Source organism: Nonomuraea sp. NPDC005501 (assembly GCF_040605905.1).
Lineage (GTDB): Bacteria > Actinomycetota > Actinomycetes > Streptosporangiales > Streptosporangiaceae > Nonomuraea.
On record NZ_JBEXDT010000011.1, the window covers coordinates 15,916 to 31,927 of the forward strand.

19 protein-coding genes are annotated in these 16,012 nt (G+C 72.9%); 12 read left to right on the forward strand and 7 right to left on the reverse strand.

Annotated features, from left to right (window positions below; genetic code table 11):
- Nucleotides 1-12: 12 nt before the first annotated feature.
- On the reverse strand, nucleotides 13-1,011 hold the full coding sequence (locus ABZS51_RS08805; RefSeq protein WP_355437888.1) for a hypothetical protein: 999 nt from the start codon (nucleotides 1,009-1,011) through the stop codon (nucleotides 13-15).
- A 151-nt stretch (nucleotides 1,012-1,162) separates the two neighbouring features.
- Between ABZS51_RS08805 and hrcA the strand changes: the two genes are divergently transcribed.
- From hrcA to ABZS51_RS08820, 3 genes are read left to right on the forward strand one after another with little or no spacing between them, the layout of a single operon-like run.
- Nucleotides 1,163-2,176 (forward strand): heat-inducible transcriptional repressor HrcA, encoded by a 1,014-nt coding sequence (gene hrcA / locus ABZS51_RS08810; RefSeq protein ID WP_310710390.1) that lies wholly within the window; start codon nucleotides 1,163-1,165, stop codon nucleotides 2,174-2,176.
- An 11-nt stretch (nucleotides 2,177-2,187) separates the two neighbouring features.
- On the forward strand, nucleotides 2,188-3,327 hold the full coding sequence (gene dnaJ, locus ABZS51_RS08815; protein ID WP_310710389.1) for a molecular chaperone DnaJ: 1,140 nt from the start codon (nucleotides 2,188-2,190) through the stop codon (nucleotides 3,325-3,327).
- A 28-nt stretch (nucleotides 3,328-3,355) separates the two neighbouring features.
- Nucleotides 3,356-4,081 carry a 16S rRNA (uracil(1498)-N(3))-methyltransferase gene (locus ABZS51_RS08820; protein WP_355437891.1) on the forward strand — a complete coding sequence of 242 codons (726 nt, stop codon included), beginning with the start codon at nucleotides 3,356-3,358 and terminating at the stop codon, nucleotides 4,079-4,081.
- Nucleotides 4,082-4,182: 101 nt separating this feature from the next.
- On the opposite strand, the gene ABZS51_RS08825 is transcribed toward ABZS51_RS08820, so the two are convergent.
- Together ABZS51_RS08825 and ABZS51_RS08830 are read right to left on the reverse strand one after the other, a co-directional pair.
- Nucleotides 4,183-4,944 (reverse strand): hypothetical protein, encoded by a 762-nt coding sequence (locus ABZS51_RS08825; RefSeq protein ID WP_355437893.1) that lies wholly within the window; start codon nucleotides 4,942-4,944, stop codon nucleotides 4,183-4,185.
- Nucleotides 4,941-5,420: a SigE family RNA polymerase sigma factor gene (locus ABZS51_RS08830; protein ID WP_175595049.1), complete on the reverse strand. Its 480-nt coding sequence runs from the start codon at nucleotides 5,418-5,420 to the stop codon at nucleotides 4,941-4,943. Before ABZS51_RS08830 ends, ABZS51_RS08825 begins: the two co-directional genes overlap by 4 nt.
- Nucleotides 5,421-5,770: 350 nt before the next feature.
- On the opposite strand from ABZS51_RS08830, the gene ABZS51_RS08835 reads away from it, so the two are divergent.
- From ABZS51_RS08835 to era, 8 genes are all read left to right on the forward strand, one after another.
- The gene (locus ABZS51_RS08835) at nucleotides 5,771-6,115 is read left to right on the forward strand and encodes a histidine triad nucleotide-binding protein (RefSeq protein WP_355437895.1); all 345 of its coding nucleotides are present in this window, start codon (nucleotides 5,771-5,773) and stop codon (nucleotides 6,113-6,115) included.
- A 91-nt stretch (nucleotides 6,116-6,206) separates the two neighbouring features.
- Nucleotides 6,207-7,247 carry a PhoH family protein gene (locus ABZS51_RS08840; protein WP_355437897.1) on the forward strand — a complete coding sequence of 347 codons (1,041 nt, stop codon included), beginning with the start codon at nucleotides 6,207-6,209 and terminating at the stop codon, nucleotides 7,245-7,247.
- Nucleotides 7,244-7,720 (forward strand): rRNA maturation RNase YbeY, encoded by a 477-nt coding sequence (gene ybeY / locus ABZS51_RS08845; protein WP_310710383.1) that lies wholly within the window; start codon nucleotides 7,244-7,246, stop codon nucleotides 7,718-7,720. Before ABZS51_RS08840 ends, ybeY begins: the two co-directional genes overlap by 4 nt.
- Entirely contained in the window at nucleotides 7,717-9,021 is a 1,305-nt protein-coding gene (locus ABZS51_RS08850) for a hemolysin family protein (RefSeq protein ID WP_355437899.1), read from the forward strand. Before ybeY ends, ABZS51_RS08850 begins: the two co-directional genes overlap by 4 nt.
- Nucleotides 9,022-9,359: 338 nt before the next feature.
- Entirely contained in the window at nucleotides 9,360-10,040 is a 681-nt protein-coding gene (locus ABZS51_RS08855) for a hypothetical protein (protein ID WP_355437901.1), read from the forward strand.
- A 10-nt stretch (nucleotides 10,041-10,050) separates the two neighbouring features.
- A complete protein-coding gene (locus ABZS51_RS08860; protein WP_310710380.1) occupies nucleotides 10,051-10,371 on the forward strand; it encodes a cytidine deaminase in 321 nt (106 codons plus the stop codon).
- A gap of 1 nt (nucleotide 10,372) precedes the next feature.
- The gene (locus ABZS51_RS08865) at nucleotides 10,373-10,849 is read left to right on the forward strand and encodes an NUDIX domain-containing protein (RefSeq protein ID WP_355437903.1); all 477 of its coding nucleotides are present in this window, start codon (nucleotides 10,373-10,375) and stop codon (nucleotides 10,847-10,849) included.
- Between the two features lie 9 nt (nucleotides 10,850-10,858).
- Nucleotides 10,859-11,776: a GTPase Era gene (gene era, locus ABZS51_RS08870; protein ID WP_355437905.1), complete on the forward strand. Its 918-nt coding sequence runs from the start codon at nucleotides 10,859-10,861 to the stop codon at nucleotides 11,774-11,776.
- A gap of 56 nt (nucleotides 11,777-11,832) precedes the next feature.
- On the opposite strand, the gene ABZS51_RS08875 is transcribed toward era, so the two are convergent.
- Entirely contained in the window at nucleotides 11,833-12,303 is a 471-nt protein-coding gene (locus tag ABZS51_RS08875; protein ID WP_355437907.1) for a hypothetical protein, read from the reverse strand.
- 9 nt (nucleotides 12,304-12,312) lie between these two features.
- A complete protein-coding gene (locus tag ABZS51_RS08880) occupies nucleotides 12,313-13,068 on the reverse strand; it encodes a Mut7-C RNAse domain-containing protein (protein WP_355437909.1) in 756 nt (251 codons plus the stop codon).
- 32 nt (nucleotides 13,069-13,100) lie between these two features.
- On the opposite strand from ABZS51_RS08880, the gene ABZS51_RS08885 reads away from it, so the two are divergent.
- Nucleotides 13,101-14,000, forward strand: coding sequence for a TAXI family TRAP transporter solute-binding subunit (locus ABZS51_RS08885; protein WP_355438026.1), 900 nt, complete (start codon nucleotides 13,101-13,103; stop codon nucleotides 13,998-14,000).
- 6 nt (nucleotides 14,001-14,006) lie between these two features.
- Here ABZS51_RS08885 and ABZS51_RS08890 read toward each other — a convergent pair whose 3' ends face one another.
- Complete coding sequence (locus ABZS51_RS08890) at nucleotides 14,007-15,344, reverse strand: HAMP domain-containing sensor histidine kinase (RefSeq protein WP_310710375.1); 1,338 nt, start codon at nucleotides 15,342-15,344, stop codon at nucleotides 14,007-14,009.
- Nucleotides 15,341-16,006: a response regulator transcription factor gene (locus tag ABZS51_RS08895; protein WP_310710374.1), complete on the reverse strand. Its 666-nt coding sequence runs from the start codon at nucleotides 16,004-16,006 to the stop codon at nucleotides 15,341-15,343. The genes ABZS51_RS08890 and ABZS51_RS08895 overlap by 4 nt, the downstream gene beginning before the upstream one ends.
- Nucleotides 16,007-16,012 lie beyond the last annotated feature (6 nt).

Here is a 16,012-nt window from a genome sequence, read left to right on the forward strand (position 1 = left end):
GACCGTAGCAAATCACCCGCCTGCCGCGAGGCGCCTGCGGTGGCCGCTGCGCCGTGCCAGGACGACGACGGTCAGGACGACCGCGACCAGCACGCCCGCCCCGGGCAGCAGGAACAGCGCGGCCACGCCGCCCAGCAGCCCGCCGGCGTCCACGGCCGGGCCCACCGCGAAGCGCGCGCCCGATCCCGCGGCCGTGTCGCACTTGAGCTGGTAGCCGCCCGCCTTCGGCACGTTCAGGGCGAGGATGGCCCGCCAGGTGGTCGAGCCCTGCGTGACCGTCATGCTCCCGGGCATCCTGGCCAGCAGCGCCTTGCCGGCGCCGCCGGCCGAGCAGGTGTACTGCACCGGCGAGGCGCTGGCCAGGTACACCACGGGCTCGTCGGCGGGGTCCACGTTCACGGTGACCGTCTCACCGGAGCCGAACGTCCTCGTCGGCAGCGCGCTCCGCGCCGTGTCCGCCACGCCGCCCGCGAACAGCGCCACCCCGGCCACCACGCACACCAGCGCGAGCCCCCAGGCGGCCCACACCCACCACAGCGGGGGCCGGAGCAGCTTGGGGTCCGCCCGGGGCGCGTACAGCGGGCCGCCGGCGTACATGCCGGACACCGGGAGGGGCGGGCCGCCGTACGGGCCCGTGAGCGGCCGGCCGCCGTAGGGCCCCTGCTCGCCCGAAGGAGAGCCGTAGGGGCCCGGCTGGTACGGGACCTGCGGGTGGGCGGCCTGCTCGCCGGTCACCGGCCCCGGCCCGTACGACGGCCCGTACGGCGGCTGCGGGTACGGCGGCTGGGGGTACGGAGGCTGCAGCGAGTACGGGGCCTGCTGCGGCGGCATGCCGTGCGGCCCCGTCTGGTACGGCGGCTGCCCGTACGGGGGCTGCCCGTACGGCGGCTGCTCATACGGCGGCTGCTCATACGGCGGCTGCTCATACGGCGGGGGAGGAGGGGGCTGACCGGGATGGGGGCCGGACCCGGGCGCCGGGTCGTTCGGCTGGGAGGGGGACTCGTCGGTCATGTCCGCAAGTCTGATCCCTGGAGGCGGGCCCGCGCCAGCGGCAGGATGGCTAGGTGTTATCGCACCTTGTGGGTGAGAGCCGTACACTTGGCACTCGGGAACACAGAGTGCTAGACGGTCGTTCCCCGAGGCAGACGCAGGAGGTGAGCACGTGCTCGACGAACGTAAGCTGGCGGTGCTCCGCGCCATTGTCGAAGACTACGTGTCCACCAACGAACCGGTGGGCTCCAAGGCGCTGGCCGAGCGCCACAATCTCAAGGTCTCCCCCGCCACCGTGCGCAACGACATGGCCGCGCTGGAGGAGGAGGGCTACATCACCCAGCCGCACACCAGTGCCGGCCGCGTGCCGACCGACAAGGGCTACCGGCTGTTCGTCGACAGGCTGTCACAGGTCAAGCCGCTGTCCGGGGCGGAGCGCCGGGCGATCGAGACGTTCCTGGCCGGGGCGGTCGACCTCGACGACGTGGTCACCCGCACCGTGCGGCTGCTCGCGCAGCTCACCCGGCAGGTCGCGGTCGTGCAGTACCCGACGCTGACCCGCTCGACCGTCCGGCACGTCGAGCTGGTGCCGCTCTCGGAGCGGCGCGTCATGCTGGTGCTCATCACCAACACCGGCCGCGTCGAGCAGCGCGTGGTCGAGCTGCCCGAGGTCGTGGAGGACACCCGCATCGCGCACCTGCGGGCCGTGCTCAACGCCTGTCTCGACGGGTGCGGCCTGAGCGCCGTGCCCGATCTCGTCGCCGACCTGCCCGAGCGGCTGCCCGCCGAGGACCGGCCGGCCGTGGCCACCATCCTGTCGGTGCTGCTGGAGACCCTCGTCGAACGCCACGACGAGAAGATCGTGTTCGCCGGGGCGGCCAACCTCGCCGGCGCCGACTTCACCGTCGGCCTGCGCGACGTGCTGGAGGCCCTGGAGGAGCAGGTCGTGCTCATGCGGTTGCTCGGCGAGACGTCCAGCGACATCCCGTCCGCGCTCACCGTGCGCATCGGCTCGGAAAACCCCTATCTGCACGGCACGTCCATCGTCGCGACCGGATACGGTTCTGGCGACAACCAACTGGCCCGGCTCGGCGTGCTGGGTCCCACGAGGATGGACTACCCCGTGACGATGGGCGCCGTACGCGCGGTGGCACGCTACGTCAGCCAGATCCTGGCTGCATCATAAGAGGTCGATAAGTGGCAAACAGCGACTACTACGCCACCCTCGGGGTGCGCCGTGACGCCAGTCAGGACGAGATCAAGAAGGCCTACCGCAGGCTGGCCCGGGAGCTCCACCCTGACGTGAACCCCGATCCTGAGACCCAGGAGCGGTTCAAGGAGATCACGCAGGCCTACGAGGTCCTGTCCGACGCGAACAAGCGCCAGATGTACGACCTGGGCGCGGACCCGTTCGGCGGCGGCGGGGCGGGCGCGGGGGCCGGCGGCTTCGGCGCGGGCTTCCCGTTCAGCGACATCATGGACGCGTTCTTCGGCCAGGCCGGCGGCGCGCGCGGGCCCCGCTCACGTGCCCGCAGGGGCCGCAACGCGACCATCCGCGTCGAGCTGGACCTGCGCGAGACCGCGTTCGGCACGACCCGGGAGCTGGTCGTCGACACGGCCGTGCTGTGCGAGGTCTGCCAGGGCGCCGGCGCCGCGCCCGGCACCCACCCCGACACCTGCGACATGTGCAACGGCCGCGGCGAGATCTCCCAGGTCACCCGGTCGTTCCTGGGCCAGGTCATGACGTCCCGGCCGTGCCCCCAGTGCGGCGGCTTCGGGTCGATCATCCGGCATCCCTGCCAGGAGTGCTCCGGCGACGGCCGGGTGCGCACCCGCCGTACGATCAAGGTGCGCATCCCGGCGGGCGTCGAGGACGGCACCCACATCCAGCTCGCCGGCGAGGGCGAGGTCGGCCCCGGCGGTGGCCCGCCCGGCGACCTGTTCCTGGAGATCGTCGAGCGCCCGCACGAGATCTTCGAGCGGCGCGGCGACGACCTGCACTGCACGGTGCAGATCCCGATGACGGCCGCGGCGCTCGGCACGATCCTCACCGTCGAGACGCTCGACGGCTCCGAGGAGCTCGACGTGCGGCCGGGCACCCAGTCGGGGCAGGTCATCACGATGTACGGCCGGGGCGTGCAGCGGCTCAACGAGAGCGGCCGCGGCGACCTGCTGATCCACGTCAACGTCGAGACGCCGTCGCGGCTCGACCCGGCGCAGGAAGAGCTGCTACGGGAGCTGGCCAAGCTCCGGGGAGAGGAGCGCCCTCCGGGTAAGTTCGCACCGGGGCAGCAGGGTTTTTTCTCACGGCTGCGCGACGCGTTCAACGGGAGATGAGGCCGCCGCGGGGTAGAGACGGGCGGACGTGAGCGTCCCCGTCTTCCTGTCCGACGCCCTCGACGGGCCCGAGCTGCTGCTCGACGGGCCCGAGGGGCGTCACGCCGCCGCCGTGCGCCGGCTGCGCGCCGGCGAGCGGGTGGACGTGACCGACGGCGCCGGGGCGGTGGCCGAGTGCGTCGTGCGCGAGGCGCTGAAGGACTCCCTCCGGCTCGACGTGGTCACCCGCCACGACGTGCCGGCGCCGCGGCCCCGGATCGTCGCCGTGCAGGGCCTGCCCAAGGGTGACCGGGGCGAGCTGGCCGTCGAGATGATGACCGAGGCGGGCGTGGACGTGATCGTCCCGTGGTCCGCCTCGCGCAGCATCACCCAGTGGAAGGGCGACCGGGCGGCCAAGGCGCTGGCCCGCTGGCGCTCCACCGCCCGGGAGGCGGGCAAGCAGGCCCGCCGCTTCCACCTGCCCGAGGTGACCGAGCCGGCCTCCACGGCTCAGGTCGAGGCGCTGCTGCGCGGCGCGGCCCTCGGGCTGGTGCTGCACGAGGAGGCCGCCGAGCCGCTGGCGCGCCTGGAGACTCCGGCCGACGGCGACGTGGTCATGGTCGTGGGCCCCGAGGGCGGGGTGTCGGAGGAGGAGGTGGCCCGGTTCCGGGCGGCCGGAGCGGTGCCGGTGCTGCTCGGGTCCACGGTGCTGCGCACCTCGACGGCGGGGGTGGCGGCGGCCTCGGTCCTCATGGCCCGTACCGGCCGCTGGTGACCCGCTGAGAGGTCCGCACGGCCGTTGATGACCCGCCGGATGGCCCGTACCGGGCGTTGGTGACCCGCCGGCGCCGGGCCGCCTCGCGGGCGCCGGCGGCCCTACTGCGAGGAGAGCGGGCTGGCGTCCATGATCGTGGTGATGGTCTGGACGGTCTGGACGGGCTGCGTCGGGTCAGGGGCGTCGGCCGGGCAGTCGTCGGCGGGGCACGGCACGGCCGCCGGCGCCGTTTCGGTCACCGTGGCGGCCGGGGTGGGCGTCCGGGCCGGGGTCGGCGTCGCGCCGGGACAGTCGTCGCGCGGCTCGGCCGGCCCGCTCGTCGGCCCGCCCGTGGGCTCGTCCGTCTGGTCGGACGTCGGCCCGGGCGTCAGGTCGTCGGCCTGCCCGGTGGTCCGCCGGCCGGCCTGCTCGCCGGGCGGCGTGGGGCACGGGGTGGGGGAGGACGCCTTGGGCGTGGGCTTGCTGGTCGACCTGGCGGTCTCGGGGACGTGCCGCGGTGGCCGCGTCGTGGGATCGGGCAGCACCACGACCTCACGCTCCTCGCTGCGCTGCGGCGGATCGGGCGACACGGCCCGGTTGGTGGAGGACCCCGCGGGCGGGGTCGAGGTGGTGCGGACGTCCTGCACGGTCTCCCGCAGCACCTGGTGGCGCAGCTCGGGGACCACCATCACGATCGTGCCGGCCACCAGCACCGCGCTCGCCGCGGCGGCACCCGCCCGCCACCAGAACAGGTTGCGGATGCCGCGCCGCTCGATGCGGGCACGGATGATCTCCAGTCCGTCCGGCGAGGGCACGACCGTGTCCGCCTCCGCGCGGAGCACACGGCGCAGTACGTCGCCGTACTCGTCGGGGGGCTGGGTCATGACATCTTCTCCAGGACGGAACGCAAGGCGGCCATTCCACGCGCGGTGTGGCTCTTGACCGCTCCCTTGCTGATGCCCATGGCGTGGGCGATCTCAGCCTCGGACAGATCACCGTAGTAGCGAAGGACGAGTGCCTCTCTCTGACGTGCCGGCAGGGCCCGCAGCGCCTCGATCACGGCCGAGCGTTCGAGCTCGCCGATCGCGCCGTTCTCGGCGCTCGGGGCGTCGGGCAGACCCTTGGGAGCATACTTCTCGACGACCGCGCGATGTCTCAGCACGGATCGGGAGCGGTTGACGACGGATTGACGCAGGTAGGCGAGTGCCTTGTCGGGGTCGCGCAGTCTCCGCCAGGCGCCGTGGATGGCGACGAACGCGTCCTGCACGACCTCCTCGGCGGTCGCCATGTCGCGTACCAGCAACACTGCGAGACGCACCAATGACCGAAAGTGCGCGCTGTACAGCGCGGTCACGGCCATGTCGGCGTCCCACCCGACCGGCACCGCCCCTAACGACCTGTCGGCCAGAAGGGTCTCGGTGGTCACCTCATGAGGACGCGCGGCCTTCCGAGAGGGTTTACGCTCTTCCGGTTCCTTAGGGGGCATTACCCAGTCGTGTCCTCGCCAGGCGGCCTTGCCCAGACCCTGATTGTCCTGTTGCGCCGAAGTGTCGCATACCCACCCTAACCGCGAGGATCTTCCTACGCACGGCGCGCTCGGTCACCGATTCGCAACAGGGGCAGGGAGTTCGGAACGTTCCAGGCGGGGCGGAAGCAGCATAGCGCGGTGATCACCGTGAGGAGGACGGACTGTCTCGATAGGGTGGGCGCGTGACCGACTGCATCTTCTGCAAGATCGTCGCCAAGGAGATCCCGGCCGAGGTCGTCCTGGAGACCGACCGGGCGCTCGCGTTCCGCGACCGCAACCCGCAGGCCCCGACCCACGTGCTGGTGATCCCCAAGGAGCACCACGCCGACGCGGCGGCGCTGGCCGCGGCCGACGACGGCCTGGCCGACGACGTCCTCAAGGCCGCCCACGCGGTGGCCGTCCAGGAGGGCGTGGCGGACGCCGGCTACCGCGTGGTCCTCAACACCGGGCCCGCCGCGGGCCAGACGGTCTTCCACGTCCACGCGCACGTGCTGGGCGGCCGTGACCTGACGTGGCCGCCGGGGTGATATTGGCGAGAGCGATTCGCGTGGTCCCGGCTACCATGGGCGGAGAAGCACACACGAAGAGACCGGGAGGCATCAGGCCGCTGGCCTGCCCATGTCCGAACTACACGAATCCCGCCGGACCGCACCTCCGACGCGCACACAGGCCAAGGTGCTGATTCCGGACGAATACCCGATGGTCAGCCTCCTGGGCTCCCGTGACGAGCTGTTGCGTGTCATCGAGGGCGCCTTCCGGGCCGACATTCACGTCCGAGGAAACGAGATCACCGTCACCGGCAGCCCCGACGAGAGCGGGGCCGTGGTACGGCTGTTCGAAGAGCTCGTCGAAGTGCTGCGAAGCGGCGGCGAGCTCACGCCCGACGCGGTCGAGCGGAGCATCGCCATGCTGCGCATGACCTCCGACCGGCCGGCCGAGGTGCTCTCCCTCGACATCCTCTCCTCGCGCGGCCGGACGATCCGGCCCAAGACCGTCAACCAGAAGCGCTACGTCGACGCCATCGACAACCACACGGTCGTCTTCGGCATCGGCCCGGCCGGCACCGGCAAGACGTATCTCGCCATGGCCAAGGCCGTGCGGGCGCTCCAGGAGAAGCGGATCAACCGGATCATCCTCACCCGCCCGGCCGTCGAGGCGGGTGAGCGGCTCGGCTTCCTGCCGGGCACGCTGTACGAGAAGATCGACCCCTACCTCCGGCCGCTGTACGACGCGCTGCACGACATGGTCGACCCCGACTCCATCCCCAAGCTGATGGCGGCGGGCACGATCGAGGTCGCGCCGCTGGCGTACATGCGGGGCCGCACCCTCAACGACGCCTTCATCATCCTCGACGAGGCCCAGAACTCCTCGGCCGAGCAGATGAAGATGTTCCTGACCAGGCTCGGCTTCAACTCCAAGATCGTGGTGACCGGCGACGTGACCCAGGTCGACCTGCCGGCGGGCACCACGAGCGGGCTGCGCGTCGTGCAGGAGATCCTCGAGGGCATCGACGACATCCACTTCTCCCGCCTGACCAGCGCCGACGTGGTCCGCCACAAGCTGGTCAGCGAGATCGTGGACGCCTACGGGCGCTACGACGCGCTCCAGGGGGCGACGGAGCCCGCCAAGTCGATCCAGCACCGGGGTAAGCGGCGATGAGCATCGAGATCAACAACGAGTCGGGCGTCGAGGTGGACGAGGAGAACATCGTCCGCCTCGCCGCCCACGTGCTCGGCGAGATGGGCGTCAACCCGCTCGCCGAGATGTCCATCATGGTCGTCGACGAGAACGCCATGGCCGAGCTGCACGAGAAGTGGATGGGCGAGCCCGGCCCCACCGACGTCCTCGCCTTCCCCATGGACGAGCTGCGTCCGGGCGGCGGGGCGCGCGGCGACGTCGACGCGCCCACGGATCCGGCGCTCCTCGGCGACGTGGTGCTCTGCCCGCAGGTGGCGGCCCGGCAGGCCGAGGAGGCCGGCCACTCGGCCCGCGACGAGCTCGAACTGCTGTGCACGCACGGCATCCTGCACCTGCTCGGCTACGACCACGCCGAGCCGGAGGAGCACAAGGAGATGTTCGGGCTGCAGGCGAGGTTGCTGGAGGCGTGGCAGGAGGTGCGCGACCCGCGGTGAACGCCTGGTTGCCCCTGGCCGTCGCCCTCGTGGTGATCGGTGGCCTGATCGCCAGCGCGGAGACGGCTCTGACCCGCATCTCACGGGTGCGGGCGGAGGAGTTCGTGCGCGAGGGCAGGCGCGGCGCCGTGCGGCTGCAGGCCATCGTCACCGACCCGCCGCGCTACCTCAACCTGCTCCTGCTGCTCAGGCTGAGCTGCGAGCTGGTCGCCACGGTGATCGTGACGCTGCTCTGCATCGACCGGCTCGGCGACCAGGGGTGGGCGTACGTGACGGCCGCCGCCGTGATGATCGTGGTCAGCTACGTGATCGTCGGCGTCTCGCCGCGCACCCTGGGCCGCCAGCACGCCGAGCCCATCGCGCTGGCCGGGGCGCCGATCGTCTACGGGCTGACCCGCATCTTCGGCCCGCTGCCCAAGCTGCTCATCCTGCTCGGCAACGCGCTGACCCCCGGCAAGGGCTTCCGCGAGGGCCCGTTCACCTCCGAGGCCGAGCTGCGCGACCTGGTGGACCTCGCCGAGGAGCGCCGGGTGATCGAGCCGGACGAGCGCGAGATGATCCACTCGGTGTTCGAGCTGGGCGACACCCTGGTGCGCGAGGTCATGGTGCCGCGCACCGACATGGTCTTCATCGAGCGGGGCAAGACGCTCAGCCAGGCGCTCTCGCTGGCGCTGCGCAGCGGCTTCTCCCGCATCCCCGTCGTGGGGGAGAACGAGGACGACGTCGTCGGCATCGCCTACCTGAAGGACATCATCCGCCGGGTGCACGAGTCCGGGCAGGACGGCGGCACGGAGCGGATCGACTCGACCATGCGCCCGGCCACGTACGTGCCCGAGAGCAAGCCCATCGACCAGCTCCTGCGCGAGATGCAGGCGCGGCAGATCCACATGGCGATCGTCATCGACGAGTACGGCGGGACGGCCGGCCTCGTCACCATCGAGGACGTCCTGGAGGAGATCGTCGGTGAGATCACCGACGAGTACGACCAGGAGGCGCCCCGCGTCGAGTCCATGCCCGACGGGGCCCTGCGGGTGACCGCCCGGATGCCGGTGGACGAGCTGGGCGAGCTGTTCGACACGGAGATCGAGGTCGACGACGTGGAGACGGTCGGCGGGCTGCTGGCCCACGCGCTCGGCCGGGTGCCGATCGCCGGCTCGCAGGCGGAGGTGGCCGGGCTCCAGCTCACCGCCGAGAGCCTCGCGGGCCGCCGCAACCGCATCAGCACGGTCGTGGTCCGCCGGGTCACGCCACCGGAGGACGAGGCCGTCCCGGCCGCCGCCGAGCACCAGGACCGCTCCTGACGAGTGGTGCCTGATTGCAGGGATGCGGCATTTGTCAGCAGTTGTGGCAAGCGTTCTACAAGTCTTCTGCAAGCGCGGTGCCCCACTCTTGTCTCGACGCCCAGTGCGGAGGGTGTCAACGAGGGAAGCGTCCGAACGCCGGGTGGGGTTCGCGGCCGGAGGGCGCTCCCGGGGGGCGGCAACGTCTCGATCATCACGATCGTGGCGTTGCTTGGCGTAAAGGGTGCTCTCATCCGGAAGGCCGGACGAGAGCACCCTTTCGGCGTTTGAGGCTTTATTGGCGAGTGCAGTGGGTTGTCCGGTTACGCCCCCGGGGAGATCCGCATGCGGAGGTAATCATGCGACGCGGACTGCGGATCATCGGGCTCGTCACGGCGGCCGGGCTCCTGGCCGGATGCCTGGCGGCGTGCGAGGCCCGGAGGGGCCGGGAGGACAGAGGCACGCACACGAGCACGCACACGAGCACGCACGCCGGCTCGCGGTCGGAGTCCCGGCTGCGCGTGCTGCTCGACGGGCCGAAAGGGTTGCCCGACGGCATCTCGCCCCGGCCCGGCGAGGCGTGGCGGGTGCCGTTCAGGGTGGCCGACCGCGACTGCCGCGCCGCCCTCCAGCCCGCCGGCGGGCGGGCGCCCCAGCGGTCGCTGACCGCGCAGGCGGCGGCCAGCTACCAGGGGGACGGGGTCGGCGAGCAGGTGGCCGTGGGCCTGGCCCGCTACTCGGGCTCCGAGGTCGAGAGCCATCTCGACGCGCTCGCCGAGTCGCTGTCGCAGTGCCAGGCCCTGCGGGCGCCCGCAGGCACGCGGCTCAGGCTACGCTCGCTGCCGGTCCAGGCGCCCGGCGACCAGGCCGTCAGCGCCCGGCTGCGGGGCAGGCTGCGCGGCTATCCGTACACGATGGACGTGGTGCTGGCCCGCTCGGGCGACACGCTCGTCTCCGTCGTCCACACCGGCATGGCCCGCGTCGAGCCGGGGAGCACCGAGAAGCTGGTCGGCGCCGTCATGAGGATGGCCGGCGCCTAACCTGGTCCTTGTGACTCTCGATCCCGAAGACAACAAGATCATCACCCTGGCCCGTGCCGCCCGCGCGCGCAACGGCTCCGCCGAGGGCGCGGCCGTGCGCGACGAGACCGGCCGCACGTACTCCGCGACCGACGTCGCGCTCTCCTCCCTGCGACTGTCGGCCGTGCAGGTGGCCGTCGCGATGGCCGTCTCCAGCGGCGCTCGGTCGCTGGAGGCCGCGGCGCTGGTCACCGCCGGCGACGGGCCGGGCGCCGCCGACGAGGAGGTGGTCCGCGAGCTGGGCGTCAAGGCGCTGCTCGTGGCCGGTCCTGACGGCTCGCTGAGGAGCTGACATGCCGATGTCGCCGTACCTGGCCGGGCTGCGGGAGAAGGTCGGGACCGACCTGCTGCTGCTGCCGTCGGTGTGCGGGTGCGTGTTCGACGCGTCCGGGCGGCTGCTGGTGGCCCGGCACGGCGACGTCGGGGTGTGGGCCGCGCCGGGCGGCGGTGTCGACCCGGACGAGCGGCCCGAGGACGCCGTGGTCAGGGAGCTTCGGGAGGAGCTCGGCGTCGAGATCGAGGTCCGCGGCGTGATCGGCGTGTACGGCGGCCCCGAGTTCCGCACCGTCTACCCGAACGGGCACCGCTGCGCGTACGTGATCGCCGTCTACGGCTGCACGCTCGTGTCGGGCACTCCGGTGCCCGACGGGGACGAGATCACCGACGCCCGGTGGGTGAGCGAGGACGAGCTCGCGGGGCTGTCGATGACGCCGTGGTCGCCGCGGGTGCTGCCCGAGGTGTTCGCCTGGTGGCGCCAGCAGACCCGCTGATGGGACACAATGCACTATGTGACCTCGCCAGACAGCCATCGCGCCGGATTCGCCTGCTTCGTGGGAAGGCCCAACGTCGGCAAGTCCACGTTGATGAACGCCCTGGTCGGCACCAAGGTGGCGATCACCTCGTCCAAGCCGCAGACCACCCGCCGGGTCATCCGCGGCATCGTGCACCGGCCCGAGGCGCAGATCGTCATCGTGGACACGCCTGGCCTGCACCGGCCGCGCACCCTGCTCGGCGAGCGGCTGGACAGCCTGGTGCTGTCGACGCTGACCGAGGTGGACGTCATCGGGTTCTGCCTGCCGGCCAACGAGCCGGTCGGCAAGGGCGACCGGTTCATCGCCGACAAGCTCGCCGCCGTCAAGCGCACCCCGGTCGTCGCCGTGGTCACCAAGTGCGACCTGGCGACCAAGGAGCAGATCGCCCAGCAACTGCTGGCGGTGTCGCAGATCGCGGAGTTCGCCGCGATCGTGCCCGTGTCGGCCGAGCGGGGCGACCAGCTCGACGTGCTGGGCGACGTGCTGATCCAGCACCTGCCCGAGTCCCCGCCGTTGTACGAGGGCGGGCAGCTCACCGACGAGCCCGAGCAGGTGCTGGTGGGCGAGCTGATCAGGGAGGCGGCGCTGGAGGGCGTCCGTGACGAGCTGCCGCACTCGATCGCGGTGGTGGTCGACGAGATGCTGCCGCGCGAGGGGCGCGACGACCTGCTCGACATCTACGCGCACATGTTCGTCGAACGGCCGTCGCAGAAGGCCATCGTCATCGGGCACAAGGGCGAGCGGCTGCGCGACGTGGGCACGCGGGCCCGCAAGCAGATCGAGGCCCTGCTGGGCACCCGCGTCTACCTCGACCTGCGCATCAGCGTCGCCAAGGACTGGCAGCGCGACCCCAAGCAGCTGCGCCGCCTCGGCTTCTTCGACTGACCGCCTCCGCCGGCCGGCCGCTCCCGCCGGCTGATCGCCTCCGCCGGCCGGCCGCTTCAGCGGCGGCGGAACACCGTCAGGACGGCGAACAGGATCAGCGCCAGTGAGCTGGCCAGCGCCGCGAACCACCCGTACCTGATGACCGGGCTCACCGACAGCAGCCCGCCCAGGTCGAGCGAGACCCGGTCCGCGACGCCGCCCGGGTCGGCCACGAACATCACCAGCAGCACGGTCGCGAACGCCCCCGGCAGCGCGGCCAGCGCGGCCACCCACGGGCGGCCGCCCAGCAGCCCCGCCACCCCGAGCGCCAGCGCCGCCAGCCCGGCCAGCAGCGTGTAGACGCCCACGGCGGCGTCGATGCCGCGAACGTCGCTGGTGAGACCGCCGCCGATGACGTCGCTCCTGGCCTCGATGCCCGCCCACGGCAGGACGGCGCAGAGGACGAGCAGCGCCGCGGCGACGCTGACGGCCAGCGCGTAACCGCGCCTCCCGCGCCCGGCGGGGCCTTGCTGAAGGTGGTCGGCCACACGGTCACCTTAGGACGGCCGCGCCGCCCCGGCCAGAGCACGCGCGCGGGACTCCTCGGCCGTGCGGACGATCTCCTCCAGGTGATCGCTGTGCGCGCCGTGCCAGTACACCTGGCCGCACACCCGGCACTGCCCGTACGCGTCGTAGCTGCGCCGCGTCCCCGCCTCCAGCCGGGCGGCGACCGCGCCCTTGTCGGCGGCCGTGAGCTCGCCGTTGCAGGCGGTGCAGCGCGTCCACGGCCGCAGCGGCGGGGCGAAGCGCTCCATCAGGTCCCGGAGCTGGTCCTGCGGCCGGGAGCCGTGCACGTACGCGCCGAGCCACAGGGCGCGGCGGCGCAGCAGGCCGCGGTCCTGGGTGAGCAGGACGCGCCGCTCCTCGTTGGCCTGGACCACGAGCGCGGGGTCGTCCATGTCGTTGTGGTAGGCGGCGTCGATGCCGAGCAGCCGCAGCCGCCGTGCCAGCGTGCCGAGGTGGACGTCCAGCAGGAAGCGCGGCTCGCGGGGGAGCTGCTGGGGCCGGGGCACCGGGCCGACCTCGACGACGTCCCCGGCCGCGAGCTGGCGGGAGGGCCCGACCCCGTACCCGCCGATGGTCATGGGGCCGACCTCGGTCAGGGGGATGCCGGCCGATTCGACGTGGTGCCCGAGGGTGGAGGTGCCGTCGGGCGTCACCCGTTGCCACTCCTGGCGGCGGCTCACGGGCAGGAACATCCTCAGCTCCGGGGCGATCCGGAGAAGTGCGTCCCGTTGGGTCATATCTCTCATTCTGCGTGATTCGGTAGCGTGAGCTCGTGCCCATGTCCCGCCGCGTCTTCCTCGCGCTCACCGCGCTGGCGGCCACCGGCTGCTCGTCGGCCGAGGACGCGGAGCACGCGATCCGGCTGGCCACCGGGCTGGCGGGCGGGCCGTACGAGGTGCTGGGGGACAGGTTCGCCGCCGAGCTGCGGCGCGACGGCGTCGAGGTCCAGGTGATCAAGACCGCGGCCAGCGTACAGAACCTGATGATGCTCACCGACGGCCGCGCCGACGTCGGCTTCTCGCTCGCCGACAGCGCCGACGACGCGGTACGGGTACGCCACCAGCCCGTCGCGGCGCTGGCCAGGATGTACATGAACTACGTCCACCTGGTCGTCCGCCGCGACTCCTCGATCCTCGAACCGAAGGACCTGGCCGGGCGGGTCGTGTCCATCGGCGCCGAGGGGTCCGGCACCGCGGTGACCGCCGCGCGGGTGCTGTCGGCCGCGGGCCTGCCGAGCGGCGGCGCGCTGCGGCTCGGCCTGGACGCCTCCATCCTGGCGTTGCGGGAGCGGGACGTCGACGCGTTCTTCTGGTCGGGCGGCGTGCCCACCCCGGCGCTCGCCGCGACGGAGGGCATCAGGCTCGTCCCGCTGGAGTCGCTGGTCCCGGTGCTGCGCCGCACGTACGGGCCGGTCTACGAGCCGGCGGACGTCCCGGCCGGCGTGTACGCGGGGACGGTGCCGGTGCCCACCGTCGGCACTCCGAGCTACCTGATGTGCCGGCGGAACCTCGGCGAGGACGCCGCCTTCACCGTCACGGAGACCCTCTTCCGCGCCCGCGACCGACTCCAGGCCCCGTCGGCCCCCGGCGGCCGGCTCGACAAGAGGTACGCCATCGGGACCGGCATCGTCCCCCTCCACCCGGGCGCCGCCCGCTACTACCGCTCCGTGTACGGCTGAGGCGGCCTACGCCTTCGCGTACGGCTCGGGCAGGCGGATCTCGACCACCAGCCCGTGCGGGTCGGCGGGCAGCAGCGACAGCGTCGCCCCGCACATCTTGGCCAGCTCGGCGGCGATGGCCAGCCCGAGCCCGCTGCCCGGCACGTTGGCGTGGCCCCCCGACCGCCAGAAGCGGCCCAGGGCGTCGGCCCGCTCCTCCTCGGACAGCCCCGGCCCGTCGTCGGCGACCCGCAGCACCCCGTCCCGCAGCGTGACCGTCACCGTGCCGCCCGCCGGCACGAACTTCTGGGCGTTGTCCAGTGCGATGTCCGCGATCCGGGCCACCGCCTCCGGCACGACCGACATCTCCGGCACGTCCATGTCCAAGGTGAGGCCCTGCGCCGCGTACACCTCGCGCCACACCCCGAGCCGGGCCGGCAGCTCGGCCTCCCTGTCGTCGGGGACCGCCCCCGCCTCCACCCGGGCCAGCGCCAGCAGGTCCTCGACCAGCACGGCCAGCCGGTCGAGCTCGGCCATGGCCTCCTCGAACTCGGCCGATCCGTCGTCGGTCAGATGCGGCTCCAGGTTCTCCAGCCGCAGGCCCAGCACGGTGAGCGGGGTGCGCAGCTCATGGGAGGCGTCGGCGACGAACGCCCGCTGCCGCTCCATCGCCCCCGACAGCGCGTCGGCCATGGCGTTGAACCGCTCCTCCAGCCGCCGCAGCTCCGTCGGGCCGCCGCCCGGGTGGGCGCGGGCGTCGAGGTGGCCCTCGGCGATGGCCCGCGTCGTACGGTCCAGCTCGGTGACCGGCCGCAGGACCCAGCGGGCCAGCCGGCGCGCCGCCAGCACCCCGTAGCCGAGCGCGATCAGCGACCCGAGCGCCAGCGCGCCCCACACCAGCCCGACGTCCTGCCGGGCCTGGTCGGTGCGGGCCTGGAGCAGCACCGCGCCCGAGAGCTGGGCGTCGCGGCCCGCCGGCTCGGCCAGCAGCACGGTGGCCGGGCCGAACGGGCCGACCGTCGGCAGGTCCTCGGTGGTGCGGCCGGACAGCGCGAGGCGGGTGGGCTCGGTGTCGTCGGCCTCGAACCGGCCGGCCGTGACGAGGACGCGGCCGGCCCGGTCGCGCACCCGCACCGCCGCGCCGTACAGCTCGGCGTAGCGCACCACCTCGGAGGTCAGGCCCGTGTGGTCGCCGTCGCGGGCGGCCTGGTCGGCCAGCTCCGCGAAGCGGGTGGCGTCGGCGCGGCGGTCCAGCAGCAGGCGGTTGGTGCGGTGGGAGGCGTAGGAGAGGGCCAGGGGCACGGCCAGCGCCGTGATGAGGAAGGCGATCAGCGTGGTGAACGTGATCACCAGGCGGGAGTTCACGCCGGGGAGCCCAGGCGGTAGCCGGTGCCGCGCAGCGTCTCCACCAGGCCGGGCCGGCCCGTCTTCGAGCGCAGCCCCGCGACGTGGACGTCGAGCGAGCGCGACGCCGACAGCAGCGGGTCGCCCCACACCTCGTCGAGGATCTCCTCGCGGCTGCGCACCACGCCCGGCTCGCGGGCCAGCAACGCCAGCACGTCGAACTCGCGCCGCGTCAGCGTCACCGCCGCCCCCGCCACGGTGACCTGCCGGGCGACGAGGTCGATGCGGACGTCGCCGACGCTGACCACCTGCCCCCGGTCCGGCATCGGCCGCGTCCCGCGCCGCACCACGGCCTCCATCCTGGCCATCAGCTCCACCGTGCGGAACGGCTTGACCAGGTAGTCGTCGGCCCCCGAGCGCAGACCGCGCAGCACCTCGCGCTCCTCGGTCCGCGCGGTCACCACGATCACCGGCACCGCCGACACGCGGCGCAGGCGGCGCAGCACGTCGAGGCCGTCCATGTCGGGCAGGCCGAGGTCCAGCAGGACGAAGTCGACGCCCCCCGCCAGGCGGAGGGCGTCGACGGCCAGCCCCGCCCGCGCGACCTGGTGGCCGTGGCGGGCGAGGGCCGTGGTGAGCGCTGAGGCGAGCCGATCGTCGTCCTCGACCAGGAGAACCCGCATGTCGCC

Coding starts and splice junctions, on each gene's coding strand:
- ybeY (WP_310710383.1), top strand. CDS start 7,244: ATGAGCATCGAGATCAACAACGAGTCGGGCGTCGAGGTGGACGAGGAG.
- ABZS51_RS08895 (WP_310710374.1), bottom strand. CDS start 16,006: ATGCGGGTTCTCCTGGTCGAGGACGACGATCGGCTCGCCTCAGCGCTC.
- ABZS51_RS08825 (WP_355437893.1), bottom strand. CDS start 4,944: ATGACCCAGCCCCCCGACGAGTACGGCGACGTACTGCGCCGTGTGCTC.
- ABZS51_RS08805 (WP_355437888.1), bottom strand. CDS start 1,011: ATGACCGACGAGTCCCCCTCCCAGCCGAACGACCCGGCGCCCGGGTCC.
- ABZS51_RS08855 (WP_355437901.1), top strand. CDS start 9,360: ATGCGACGCGGACTGCGGATCATCGGGCTCGTCACGGCGGCCGGGCTC.
- ABZS51_RS08830 (WP_175595049.1), bottom strand. CDS start 5,420: ATGGCCGTGACCGCGCTGTACAGCGCGCACTTTCGGTCATTGGTGCGT.
- era (WP_355437905.1), top strand. CDS start 10,859: ATGCACTATGTGACCTCGCCAGACAGCCATCGCGCCGGATTCGCCTGC.
- ABZS51_RS08865 (WP_355437903.1), top strand. CDS start 10,373: ATGCCGATGTCGCCGTACCTGGCCGGGCTGCGGGAGAAGGTCGGGACC.
- ABZS51_RS08880 (WP_355437909.1), bottom strand. CDS start 13,068: ATGAGAGATATGACCCAACGGGACGCACTTCTCCGGATCGCCCCGGAG.
- ABZS51_RS08885 (WP_355438026.1), top strand. CDS start 13,101: ATGTCCCGCCGCGTCTTCCTCGCGCTCACCGCGCTGGCGGCCACCGGC.
- ABZS51_RS08840 (WP_355437897.1), top strand. CDS start 6,207: ATGTCCGAACTACACGAATCCCGCCGGACCGCACCTCCGACGCGCACA.